The organism is Leifsonia sp. GW821-FHT13C09, assembly GCF_058806435.1.
Genome location: NZ_JBXAPS010000009.1, coordinates 16828 through 29849, shown reverse-complemented (window position 1 = coordinate 29849; position 13022 = coordinate 16828). Strand labels below are relative to the sequence as shown.

General features: G+C 61.0%; 9 protein-coding genes. 1 reads left to right on the top strand and 8 read right to left on the bottom strand.

The window, feature by feature from the left end:
- Positions 1-243 precede the first annotated feature (243 nt).
- The gene (locus tag AC1ROW_RS19925; RefSeq protein ID WP_493021117.1) at positions 244-4908 is read left to right on the top strand and encodes an AAA family ATPase; all 4665 of its coding nucleotides are present in this window, start codon (positions 244-246) and stop codon (positions 4906-4908) included.
- Between the two features lie 205 nt (positions 4909-5113).
- On the opposite strand, the gene AC1ROW_RS19920 is transcribed toward AC1ROW_RS19925, so the two are convergent.
- The 8 genes from AC1ROW_RS19920 to AC1ROW_RS19885 all read right to left on the bottom strand — a co-directional run bounded on the left by AC1ROW_RS19920 (position 5114) and on the right by AC1ROW_RS19885 (position 13022).
- Positions 5114-6481, bottom strand: coding sequence for a caspase family protein (locus AC1ROW_RS19920; protein ID WP_493021115.1), 1368 nt, complete (start codon positions 6479-6481; stop codon positions 5114-5116).
- Between the two features lie 107 nt (positions 6482-6588).
- Positions 6589-6942, bottom strand: a complete 354-nt coding sequence (locus tag AC1ROW_RS19915) for a hypothetical protein (RefSeq protein ID WP_493021113.1) — start codon at positions 6940-6942, stop codon at positions 6589-6591.
- A 620-nt stretch (positions 6943-7562) separates the two neighbouring features.
- Positions 7563-8165, bottom strand: coding sequence for an AAA family ATPase (locus AC1ROW_RS19910; protein ID WP_493021111.1), 603 nt, complete (start codon positions 8163-8165; stop codon positions 7563-7565).
- A 181-nt stretch (positions 8166-8346) separates the two neighbouring features.
- Positions 8347-8790 carry a single-stranded DNA-binding protein gene (locus AC1ROW_RS19905; RefSeq protein WP_493021109.1) on the bottom strand — a complete coding sequence of 148 codons (444 nt, stop codon included), beginning with the start codon at positions 8788-8790 and terminating at the stop codon, positions 8347-8349.
- Positions 8791-8900: 110 nt separating this feature from the next.
- Positions 8901-9371, bottom strand: a complete 471-nt coding sequence (locus AC1ROW_RS19900) for a hypothetical protein (protein WP_493021107.1) — start codon at positions 9369-9371, stop codon at positions 8901-8903.
- A complete protein-coding gene (locus tag AC1ROW_RS19895) occupies positions 9368-9772 on the bottom strand; it encodes a hypothetical protein (protein WP_493021105.1) in 405 nt (134 codons plus the stop codon). Before AC1ROW_RS19895 ends, AC1ROW_RS19900 begins: the two co-directional genes overlap by 4 nt.
- Positions 9772-11577, bottom strand: a complete 1806-nt coding sequence (locus tag AC1ROW_RS19890; RefSeq protein WP_493021103.1) for a type IV secretory system conjugative DNA transfer family protein — start codon at positions 11575-11577, stop codon at positions 9772-9774. Before AC1ROW_RS19890 ends, AC1ROW_RS19895 begins: the two co-directional genes overlap by 1 nt.
- A complete protein-coding gene (locus tag AC1ROW_RS19885) occupies positions 11574-13022 on the bottom strand; it encodes a putative type IV secretion/conjugal transfer ATPase (protein WP_493021101.1) in 1449 nt (482 codons plus the stop codon). The genes AC1ROW_RS19890 and AC1ROW_RS19885 overlap by 4 nt, the downstream gene beginning before the upstream one ends.

The window sequence follows — 13022 nt, the reverse complement described above, 5'->3', positions numbered from 1 at the left end:
CCGTTTCGCGGGTCCGCACGGTTGTTATCGGGAAGCCGTGTGATGTCGCGTCGAGACGGCAGTATAGGAATGGTTCTTGGACAGGAGGTGGATCTAATGGCACCGTCAGGAGGCGCGGCAACGGTTCTGGGTGTCGACTACCAAGCTCGAGTCGTGGCATGGTTGTCCGCTCGTGTCCTTGCCGGGAAGGCAGCATCCACGCAGCTCGGTTGGCATCCGCGTTCCCCAGTCCGGTCGATTTGGGTGGAGACCTCGGACAAGGTCGACGACATACGAATATCGACTGAGCGGGACGGTACCGCTTACCTTCAAGCAAAGCATGCTGTGAAGGCAAGCTCGTTGAAAGAGTCCCCCCTCGCCAAGACTCTTCACCAGTTTGCCGCGCAAGGACTCGACGATCCCGATCGGCTAGTCCTTGTCACGTCGTCATCCAGCAGCTCCGCGATTCGCCGCGATCTTTCTCGAGTGTTGGATCGAGTCCGACAGCTCGACTCGAGCAACCCAGACGACGTGTGCAGGACCAACACGGAAGCTCAGGTGTTCTCGACCGTAATCACGCATCTGCGACGGGAATGGGGAACGGAGGAAGGCAGCGCCGATGAGTCCGACAAGATCCGGCGCTTGCTATCGCGAATCTATATCGCTGTCGTTGACGTAGAGCAGAGTGAGTCGGCTGCTATCGAGGCCGACCAATTGCTGAAGGGGCTACTTGCCCACCCAGAACAGTCGGGGCAAGCGTGGGCTCAGCTGATCATCTTGGCGCAGCAAACGGCCATTCTCCAGACCGGTCTTGAAGCCGCGTCCATCGCGCGAAACCTCGCAAACGCGGGCATCAAGCTTGGACCGCAGCTCGACTTCCGATCCGACATAGAACGCCTTCGCGGTTTCACGGTCCAGGTGATCGAACGCCTACGCGCATACCAATCTGTGACCGGCGATGATGGAACTGCGATAGGGATTGACCGCGAGTTCGCGGCCGACCTTCTTGCGGCTACAGACACATCTCTGCTCATTACCGGCGATCCCGGTGCGGGCAAGTCGGGGGCGCTGGCAGAGTTGATCGAGTCTCTCGATTTCGCCGATGTTGTCGCCTTGTCGGCTGACTCGCTCGCGGACCTCACGACTGGAGAACTCCGTTCGGAGATCGGCCTGGATCACAATCTGCGAGAGGTCCTGGACAACTGGAGTTCTGAGCGTCCCGGATTCCTGGTGATCGACGCATTGGATGCGGGCCGGGGTTCGCGGGCGCAGCAAGCGCTTATGGAGCTCATCGCTGCCGTCGCCAAGCAAGCGGGCCGCTGGAGGATCGTTGCGACTGTGCGTCGCTTCGATCTCCGCTACAACCCGCTCCTCAAGGAGCTGTTCCCCGTCATGGGCTCCCCCATCCCCGAACGTTATAGGCTCCTCGAGTTCTCTCGGGTACGACACTTCAACATCGGCGCCCTGACTCATCTCGAACTTGCACAGCTCGAGGAAAAAGCCCCGCGTCTTAGCGAGAAGGTAGGAGACGCAGCCGTCATCCTGCGCGATCTCCTGAGCAATGCGTTCAATCTGAGGCTGTTTGCTGAGCTGGTAGCTCGTGGCGAACCTTCCGAGGGGGCAACTCCGATCACGTCGCGGTTACAGCTGCTTGACGCCTACTGGAATCGGCGAGTGCGTGATTCAGCTGGTGGGTCATACCGTCACGAAAGGCTACTTCGGGTCATGTGCGAGGACATGATCGGCCGAGGCGCGCTCACAGTCGACGGCGCAACCTTTGTCAACGACAGAGATTCAGAGGATGTGGCCGATCTAGTTACCACCGGAATTGTCATCGAAGATATATCGGGACCGTTCGGGGAAACTCGTCTCCTAGGATTCGCACACCACGTCCTCTTCGACTACGCAGTCGCCCGACTCTTCTTGTCCGGCCAAGATCTCCGGTCGGTGGCGGCATCTAACCCCGATTCGCTGTTCTTAGTGCGGCCGAGCTACCAGATGTACTTCGAAGGACTCTGGAGGACGCAGCAAGACCACCGTGAATTCTGGACACTAGCGATGAGCATCGGTGCGTCGCCAGACGTACCCGAGATCGCCAAGGTCATTGCGCCGGCCGTGGCCGCCATGGAAGTTGTTGCCGATCGGGACCTCGTTGTTCTTGGGGAAGCATTGGATGCCGATGTAGACGGCGCAGCAGGCGTGCTACAACACCTTCTCAACGCATTGCTGACAGATGAAGCTGGTCATTCTGTATCCGCTGATCAAGCGCCCGTATGGGCCAGATTCGCGGAATTCATCTCACGAAAGCTCGACATCCCTCGTGCCGTCGTTGTCCGAAATATGATCCGTGAACTGACAGCGGGGAAAGGAGCGCAAGATGAAGCAGTTGTGGACGCAGTCAGCCTCGTTTCTCGGCGGCTCCTTCGCTGGACATGGGCGAACAACCGGGTTGACCGGTTCTTTACGCACTTCGCCATCGCGGGCCTGACGTCCACCTACGTGGCCGATCCTCTGGATTCCGTGGCGCTCGTGCACGAGATTATCGAGCCCGAGCACCTGGCTCAGTACGGTTACATCGAAATGCCTTCGTTGGCCGATGCCACGCCGAGCCTTCACTCCAGCAACGCAGACTTGGTCCGCGAGATCTACGTCGCAGCATTCGGCCACGATGAAGAATCAAACGACGGGACGGAGATCACTCGTGGGATCCTCAGCATGAGCTCTAACCGTCGCCAGGACTACAACCACTCTCACTACGCATTAGCGGAGCATTTCCCGCACTTTCTGGAGGCATCGCCCCGGGAGGCCATCGAAGCCCTGTGCGTCGTTTATAGAAAGTACGCCTCGCGCTACAGCTACAAAACTAACGTCGAGGAAGTTGTTTGGCGTGGCGAGCGATTCAGCTTTGAAGACGATTATCTGCTCGAGGGCCGTCATCACGACAATGACGACGAAGTTCGGATGTTGGACGCCTTTGACACCTGGCTTCGGTCTTCCGCTAGCACTCCTGACGTGGAAGTTGGACGTTTTGCTCTCGCTGTTGAAACGCTCCGTTCGCAGGTCGCACCGGCGGGTCTTTGGCGCACCGTATTGCGCAATGTTCCCAGCACGCTCGATCTGCAGATCGTCGCGCCCCTTCTCCGTTCCCCCGCCTCACTTTGTTCATGGGGCCTCACCAAGCCGATTGGCGAGCTAATTCGGAATCGTTTTTCGGGCCTGAATGCGGCGCAGCGTCTCGAGATCGAAGAGGCAATAGCTCACCTCGATGCTGCCGAGACTCGAACGGAGAGAATTCGCGCGAATCTGATCGGGCTCATTCCCGAGACCTCACTTCAAACCGATGCTGCCCGCGCGCTCTGGCAGTCGACGCACGAAGACGAGTCTCTACCCGGAAATCCCGCACCCTCAGACTTGGGCGATGATAGCGATTTTGATCCCTACGACATGTTCAGTTCTAACGGGATCGATCCGAACACTGACGCGAATAGCACTCTGATCCGAGCTGCAGAGCCGGTCAACGCATTTAGCGACAACCACCTGAATGGAGTGCCCGCAGTAGAGGTGACAAGCGAGATATGGCCACGGGTCTTGGAATTGTGGTCCCGGCTTGAGGATCCGCAGGTTAGGCGCGACGCGAACGCGACGCTCGTGCGTTGGTCGTTTGGTTACGTTGCGCGGGCGATCGACGTCATCGCGCGATGCGAAGTCGGAGATGCTCTCGAGAACAATGAAATCGACGCTCTCGTAGACGTGACAGCGAGACTGATTCGCGAGCGAACCGACAAGCCAGAGGATCTCGACGAATTCGACCGCGGGACAATTCGCTCGTTCGACCTGCCGATGTGGGTAGTTCAGGCTTCCGTTGCCCTGATTGCGCAGGGACATGACGATGGTCGCTTGGAGGCGCTTGTCCAAGCCGCAATGGCTGACGAGTCGCCGTCCGTGAGACTTTCCGCCGTGGGTCAGGTGTGGAGACTTCGAGACGTCCGTCCGGATCTCGTCGATGCAACGCTTCTGAGGATGGAGGGCGAAGAACTGTCAGGTCGAGTCCTCACGAGGCTCGCGTATAGCATCGCCAGGATCAACTGGCAGAAACCGAACGAGCTCTTGGAACGACTCCGAAAGATCCACGAGCGCGCGACCACGTTTGGAGCTCGGGGGAACGATGCTCGAGAAGCCTGCTCTGAAATCGCTGCTTCGCTATATATCGGGTCAGGCTCTGAGTCGGCGAAATCGTTCCTGGTCGACCTAATCGACGGCGCCACGAGTACTGCCGCGGATTTGAAAGGGATCGCGGGAAACTTCCGCAACGCGTTCAGTTTCTCTGGGCCTGAAAGGGATGCCTCACGAGAGCGAGCCTTCGCGCTTGCGGTTCACGTCGTCACGGACGCGTGCGCTCGTCTCGCCGGGACACGGAGCGGGGCGGAGGGTGGAAATGGCCAAACGGGCCGCTCTGACGAGGAGCTGAAGGATATTGCCCACCTCGTCGATTCGATCGGTAACGACGTGTACTTCTCTTCGGGCGCCTATGAGCATCAGGACCAAGAAGCGAACCCCACGCCGACACCCGCGGACTACTATTCGTCGTCTAGGACATTGTTGCTCGCTCTGCCTGGGGCCCCTTACCCCAGCTTGGTCCATCACGTTCTGCAGACTCTCGACTACCTCATGCCGGTGGATCCTGCTCGGGTGTTTAGAGACATGACAGCTGTGGTCTTGCGAGGCAAGCAAGGTGGGTATGAGTACGACCAGATGGCGGCGGCATTTATCACAGGCTCTGTAAGCCGCTTCCTTGTTCAATATCGCCACCTTCTGCAGACCGACCCGGAGCTTCGCACGTGTTTGATCCAAGTGCTGGACACTTTCGTGGCAGTCGGCTGGAGTGACGCCCGCAGCCTCACGTACCAGCTCGACACCGTCTTCCGCTGATGAGGTCTGATGACTAACCGAACGTCGTTGTTGGAATCGTTTAGCCGAGCACCGCAGAATAGTCAGCACTCTTGGCCGCTGTAGTTGACCCAGTTAGGTGCACGTCCGGGCTTTCGGCTTTTCGAGCCCGGCGACTCAGCTCCGCGGTGGTGCACCGGAGTGAGGATCCAACGCTGGCGGGTTCGCGACTTCGAATCAATGCGGATCAGGTGCCCGCATCGTTTAGCGATGCAACCAGATCGATCCACGCGGAAGTCGAGATCATCCGATGGATGTCGGCGAGGTAGTTCTCGAACGGCTGAGGGGATTCATATCGCGTCAGTTCCAGGACCATCGCTTCCGACCGAAAATCCGGAGAGTTCAAACTAGGCAACAACACCAGTCGTTCATCAGCTAGTACCGCCGAGTAGTTTGAATTCTTCGTGACCCGATATTGCAAGGGCGCGTTCTCACTGCTCGCAAAACGCTCGAGCACTTCGCGCTTGACGTGCGATTTGAAGAACTCGAGCGTGAGCGCGAGGGTTTTTTGATCATCGTCAGAAATGATTGCAACCGACCCCCCGCCTCGGAGGATCCTCTCGATGTCTGCCCCGAAACGAGCCGCTTGCCTCGGACTCTTCCCGAACCAATTCTTGTTCGAACGGCCAAGCAGGATGAAACTGTTCTGGGCCTGCGCAGGCAACTCGTTCCAATATTCGTTCCCTTTAGGAACGTCGAAGACCGTCCCGCGGTATGAGACAGAGCTGCCGCTCCACTTCTCGGCAATTTCGAGCAATCCCACTGCGCTCTTGGAATCGATGGCCACCAGACCTCGCGACTGTTCTGAGTCCCGCGGAATTACCTGTGCAGGGCCGAATGCATGGTTTGTAAACATCCCGGCCTCTGAAATATCCACCGTTGATGTCGCTTGCCGAGGGACATGTATCTGAGGATTTGGCCCCTTGGGAAGGGTTCTCAGTATCCGAGCGCGAGTAATGGTAACCAAGTCGCGCAAACTTAGCCGCTCTTGGAGCGACGGATCTCCATCGTTGATGGCTCGGATAAAGGCGTTCGAAAAGACGGTCCCGCTGCCATCCTCTTCAATCCTTGCTGGCGTGCGCTTGTCTGCGGCACAAATCAGCACGATTCCCCAGTCACTGGGGTGAATATCGATGGAGCGCTTGGCCTCCGCGTCAAGGACGTCTTGTTCACGGCCCTGGAAACCTGACATGGCGGCGCCAGCAAAGCAGGCGTCGATAATTGAGACCCGGATGCTGCGGGGAGCGTATCGAGCAAGCACATTAGACAACTCTTGGATCCGGAGACTTGAGGACACCTCGTAAGGTTCGCTTGTTGCTCTAACTGGCAGGCAATACTCGGTATGGTCTTCCCCGAAGAAGGCTCCGTGCCCTATGTAGTACGTGAATATTCGGACGATGGAGTTAGCGTCAGCAGACTCTGCTGTCTCAAGGAATTTCCTCATGCGTTGATACTGCTGCTGTGGGTAATCGTTGGTGTCGAACAGATCGAGGACTCGATCGTCTTCGACTTCGAGCGCCCCCTGCAAACAAGCGAGTACCTTGTCGTGGGTCAACGAGAAAGCCGGCGCGCTACCGGGGAGATCTAGCTCGGGCCAATCGCTGGCGCCGAGCAAGATTATGTAGTCATCGAATCCCGCGGCTGGCAAATGAGGGTGGCCCATTAGCGGTTAAAGGCGTCCTTCAGGACGCTCTCCGTGACATTGCGCGCCGGACCTTCATAGACCGTCTTGCGGCTCCCATCCGACTTCACGATGGAGACAAGCCGAACCTGAGCCTTCGGCCGCATGGCCGCCCACTGCCCAATCGCGGACCCGAGTATTGCAGGGAGCCACTGATCAAGGAAAATTTGGATGATTGCACCCAAGTCCTGGGTGTTGGGATCGGCCTTAATACGAGTGACCGAATTCGCGGGCTCCACGTCCCGAAGAACGGAAGCCAGATCACCCGCCAGCACGTTGCCCTCAATCGTCGAGTCGATGACCTCAACTTGGAGAAACCGTTCTCCCTCAGTCACACTAGGCCCCTCCCGTCGGTGGTTTCACATCCTAGGGGACGGGGCCACGTGCTCCCAAGGGTAATCAACGTAAGGCTTCTCATCGGCAATCAAAAGACGGCCATATGCGTCCGGCGGCCTTCGAGCGGCTCGACGCCAAGGAGCAGGTGTCGATCGACTGAAACGGACCCAATGCATGACTCCAACGTGGACGGGGTGCTCGGCATATCCCAGAGAACTGAGAAGCTCGGAGACATATGCAGTGGCTTTGGACGCGACGGCTCCCATCGCGTAGGGCCCGTCGATGAGCCACACGCCGTACCCTTCGGAAACGGCATTCGCTAATGAACGGGCAGAGATCTCGTCGAATCCCTGGGTAAGCTCAGCGGCTTCAGTCGGACGTCCGAGATCTCGATAATTGACCGAGATGCTAAGAGTAAGAGATTGGCTAGTACTTTCGTCGAAGTGAGCGCCAAGCAATCGTGCTGGAACCCATCCGCCCCGGGCAAGTGCTATCAAGACAACCGGCCCAGGCGTGACTCTTCGGATTGAATCGAAAAGACGACTGACATCTTGGTGCACTTCTTCGTATGGCACCCAGATCTGCGAAGGTTCAACATACCGCGCGTTCACTTCAGCTCCTACGACCCCATACGATGTGCAGCTTCGCTCAACAGTTGCAACGGAGTGGAGTCATCCGTGTGGAACTCAACGATCTGATCTGCGCGTTCCGACAGTATGTCTAGATTGGCGTCGACCTTGTCTCGAAACGTCGCTATGCGATGGTTGATTTCCTCGTTGGTCTCGCGCCGGTTCTCTCGCGACACTGAGGCAAGGCGGTGCCAGATCGTCTGTTCACTGGCCCGCAGGACGATCACCTTCGTGGGCCGTGCGCGCGACCGTTGGTGTTCAACGATCCACTCGGCCTCGTGAGGGTGCTTTGGCATTCCATCGAGCAGGTACGGTTCAGGGATCTGCAAGAAAGGGGCCATCAATCGCAAAACCAGATCGAACGGCCAAGGCTCCGCGCGGTTAGACGCCGAACGTGTTTCGTCGTCGGTGGAAAACTCTAGGATCGACCGGGTTATCTCGCCTTGAGCGACATAGCGAATCGGGGCATATCGCTGAAGGTGACGAGCAAAGGTGGTTTTCCCAACGCCTGTCATCCCCATCAGTATGAGGTCGTTGTCTCGGGCAATCCGCTGCAGCCGGACTACATCCTCACTGTCAAGATTCTGATTCACCAAAAGCGTCTCGTTAGACTCCCTAGTTGAATATTCTGCCGGGACTGTGCCGACACGTTGGAATCCTACGGGCTGACCGTATCTGGCAGGATCCCCTGGCACCCCCCCTTCGAGGGTCAGGAGACCTGGCATAAGCCGAGAACGGGTGGGACGGTAAGCGAACCGCCCCACCCGACCCGCGTCACACCAGGGAGAGACCCGATGTGGTGTGCTCGGCACTAGCAGTGGGCCCGGTGTCGCCGACCGCCGGGCCGTCAGCTTTTGGGGCGCGACGGGTGACCTCCGCCGTGGTGTAGCGGAGGGACGGCCCTACGCTGTCGGCGACGACTTCGGTTGCGGCTCGGGGTTCGCCAGTGGCTTGGTCGGTCCAGTGGCGGAACTCGAGGTTGCCGTTGACGATGACGGTGTCGCCCTTGGCCAGGCTGGCGCGGACGTTCTCGGCGGTGCGGCCAAAGACAGTGGTGCGGTGGTACTGGGTGTCGCCGTCGACCCACTTGCCGTCTTCGAGCTTGCGGTCGGTGACGGCGACGGTGAACTTGGCGAACTTGGTGCCGTTCTGGGATTCGCCGTAGTCGGGGTCGGCGACGAGGTTGCCTTCAATGCTGATCGGGACGCGTGTGCTCATCGTTCTGTTCCTTTCCTTTCGCGCCCGCTGGTCGGGTCGCTGTCACTTAGAACTTCCGGTTCAAGGCCGGAAAATGCGCGCAGACGGCGCGCAAATCGCGGCCTCGACTCTCACGAATTGGCGTGGCTGCGGCGGATCCACTCGGACCACTCCACCGGGACAGCATCTTCGCTGGTTTGCGGGAGTTCGGTGTGGCCGTTATGGCATTCGCCGTTGTACCAAGTCGCCAGCCTCGGCATGGCGACGGCGAGGCGTTCGTGCCAGCCGATCGGTCCGTAACCGGCGTCAAGGCTGTCGAAGGAGACAAGCCATGCGGTGTGGAGGGCGGAGAGTTCTTCGACAAGTGCGCCGTGCTTGAACCAGCAGGGCGGGATCTTCCGCGAGGCGATGTTGTATCTGTGGGTGAACCAGATCACCCACTGCCGCAGGCTGGTCCAGACCTGCGGGGCCTCCTCGTCCTCCAGCGTGCGCCAGTTGATGACACGGATACCGAGCATTCCAGGACTTTGCCGGGGCGCTCGGTCTTCCCACCCCTCGGCAAGTGATGCGACGAGGTCATCGAGTGGGATATCGTCGGTCACTGCTGCTCCAGGGAAGCTTCGATGTAGTGCGCGATCTTGGCCTGCAGCCGGGCGATCGCTTGGACGGATGCGGTGCGGCGGGAGACGAACCCGGAGAGTGCGCGGTCTCGTTCGATCAGCTGGTGCACGTACTCGTGGCAGCGCGGATGCAGCGCCGTCAGGTCTTCGTGCTGCTCAAGGGCGGTCCAGCCGTATGGGGTTTGGGTGACCCCGCGGTAGTCGAGGTGGTGAAGTTCCAGGGAGCGGGCGCCGCCAGCGCCGAGGCAGAGGGCACAGCGGATGGTGCCGTTGTGGGCCTGTTCCTCGAGGAACCAGCGGTCGCGGCGGGCAAACCACGCTGGCGAGTGCAGGTAGCGGCTGCGGTACGTGTTGTCCCGGGCGGGACGGCGACGGTTGGACATCAGTGTTCCTCCCCCGCTGATCCACGGCGATCGAGCGCGGCTTGATACTGTTCGGCGAACACGACCTGCTGATCGAGTTCCGTGTGCGTCTTGCCGGCGCTGACCTGGCGGGCGTCGTCGCGGTCGGTCCACCCGCGCAGGTCGAGGAGGATTCCGCGCCGGTTCCGGTAGGCGAGGAGTCCGACGGTTTCGGGCATGCGGCGGATCTCGTCGAGGGTCATCACCGGCACCTTCTCGTTCTGCACGTTCGTGGACGACCCGTTGTCGTTGTAGGAGTGGCCGGTGTTCCGGATCCGGCGGGTCCCGAGGAGGGATTCGATGTCGCGTAGATGGTCGACGTCGGACGCACCGCCGAGGAGCAGCTTGGCCGTTGCAGCCGACCAGATCGTGTCGGCTTCCGAGCGCGACCATGCGGTCTCGGCTTGTGAGAGGGCTTGGAGGACGACGATGGTGGAGATGCCGATGCCACCGCCGTCGGCCATGATCCGCGGCAGCGCCGGCCAGGAGAACATGTTTGCTATCTCGTCCAGGATCAGTGCGAGCGGTGGGTCGAGCCGCGAGCCGGGCGAGGCAAGTGCTTTGCGTCGTGCTGTCTCAACGATGTCGTCCAGGACCGCGCCGAGAAAGCCACCCACGGAGCCAGCACCGGCGCCGGTACCGACCAGGTAGAGGCTGTTGGAGCCGGTGAGGAATGCGTCGAGGTCGAACTGCTCCCCTAACCCCGGCGTCATCGCCTTTCGGATCGAAGGGATGGACAGCGGGCGGAGTGCGCCGAATACACCGAACCAGGAGTTGGCAAGTAGCTTCTCGTCGCCGTTGATGATCGTGTCCAGGTCCTCGGACCAGCCAGGCGTTCCTTGGTTAGCGAGCACGCTGACGGCTTCCCGTGCGATCCGCGGGTTGGATCCCCACCGCGCCAGCGCGTCGGTGCCGCGGCCCGAGACTGCGGCGGCGTGCAGGAGCCGGGACAGCACGTTGGAGGACACCTGCGCCCATTCCTGGTTCGTCTTAGACGCGCCGAGCGCGGTGCCGGCGATGATCGCCTGCCCCCGTTGGTCCGCGACCAGCGGATCCTCACATCCGGCCACCGGTGAGATTCGGAGCCCGGAGCGAATCCCGGTGAGCTCTTGTGGGTCGAAGACGGTGACCTCGCCGACCCGTGCGCGTTCGCGCATTGTGACGGAGAGGTTGTCGTTCCGGGTGGAGGTTGTGATCAGCGGGCCGTCCCAGTCGAGGATCGCGTTGATGATGAACCGGTATCCCTTACCAGACCGAGGTGCACCCTCGACGACGATCGAGTCCTCGATCGACACGTAAACGTCCTGCCCATGGGCGCTGCCGACTTTCCACCCGGCTGCGGACGCCGCGGGGTTGACCAGCGACGGACGTAACGTCTTGGCGCGGTGCAGTGCGGTGCGGGCGGAGGTGTGTTTGCGGACTTCGCCGGGCTTGGCGAGCCCGTCTCGTCCCCGAAGCTCACGGATGAAGTAGCGGTCCGACTGCCGATAGCGAAGCCACCACACCACCCCGACTGCGACCGTGCAGAGAAGAAGAAGGACGGCGAGCAGATCGAGGACTCGGATCAACGTCACGGGCGCCTTGCAGCCCGGCAGGAGGGTGAAGCCGCTCGGGTGTCCGCCCATCGCCAGCTGCAGGCCTGCGAAGACGCTGCCCGGCCGGCCGCCACCGCCGCACGTCACGTTCATGGTCGCGCTGGCGACGCCGGTGGCGAGCGCACTGGCGACAACGATGGCGAACAGGCTGTAGAGGGTAACGTGCGTCCAGGGCGAGCTTTGGGTTCTCATGCCCGTTCTCCACCCATCGCGTCAGTACGGAAGATGCCGAGTTCGTAGTCGGTGCAGATGTTGCGCACCTTGGCCACCCGGTCCTGCCCGATCTGCCAGAGCCCTTCACCCTTGTGCAGCTTGCGGACCAGGTCGGCCTGGGTGTCGTTCCAGCCCAGGATCTCGCGTGACCTCGCGATCTCACCCGCGTGTTGGGCATACGAGATCCGGGTTTCGCAGTCCGCCAAGAGACCGAGCGCCCTCGAGTGGAGGGCGCTGTTGCGGTCGCCCAGTGCGTCGAGGTCAGCGACCCGGTGCAGCAGGTACCAGTTGGACGTACCGAGATGGCGGGCGACCTTCTCGTCCTCGACCCGGTCTGCAAGACCGTCGCCACCGGAGACATCGTTGAGCAGCTCGACAGCGGCCTCTTCGTGGATGATCACCCTTGCCTGCCGGTTCGCGCCCAGGCTGGAGCGGCGGATCCAGTTCGCTGTCGCCAGCCGCGCCAATGCCTGCGCTTCCGGCGATGCCCCTTTGAGCGCGGAGGTGTCGACGACCATCATCGGGGCGTCGGCGTCGAAGCGGACGGTGGAGGGTCCATCGAAGAACCCGGTCAGGTCGCCCGAGACCATCCGGCGCAGCGAGTGCGCGAGCCGATGGCCGGCCTCGACCACCTCAAGCGGCTGGCTCTGGTGAGGGTCGACGAGCCGATCGTAGACGTGAGTGATGGTGACGGTGGACTGGCCCCGCAACGCGTCAAGCGCGACATCGAGTGCGGTGTGCTCGACCGGTTCCAGGTTTCCTCCTTCGCGGAGGCGGCGAATGATCGTCTTCACCGTCGCCCGCCGGTACTGGAGAACGTTCTGATTCCAGTCCTCATCCGAGAACGACGGATCCCGCGCACCCTCGTCAAGGAGGTTAATCCGTGCGGCCTTGCCGGGGCCAACGCTGATCGACTTGCCGCCGACATACGCGGCGACGCGCACCCACTCCCCGTTCGGGTCGTGAGGGACCGCAATCTTGCGACCCAGCCGCGCGAGCCGGGAGGACCAGGACTTGGCCAGCATCGACTTCCCCGTCCCCTTCACCCCAAGAACGGCGACGGAGTGCGACCGGACGGCCTCAGCCGAATAGGCGTCCCACGGGTCGAAACAGAACGGCGCCCGGGAGAGGAGGTTCTCGCCGATGTAAGCCCCGGTGAGGATGTCTCCGGTCTCGGCCAGGAATGGGTACGCGCCGCCGAGCACCTTGGAGGAGCACCGGTGTGCGGGTGGGGTGGCGCGCAGCGGCCCACGCAGGTTGTGCGCCTGCTTCCACCCCCACGCCGGCATCTTCGACGCCGGCAACTCTGCGCTCTGGAGCTTCCAGCTTGAGCTCCTGTCCGAACTGGAGGTCCGACTGTGCCGCCCGTTGGAGCGTGGCTTCTCCTTCGCTGGGACACGACCAATCACATCTGACTGCTTCAT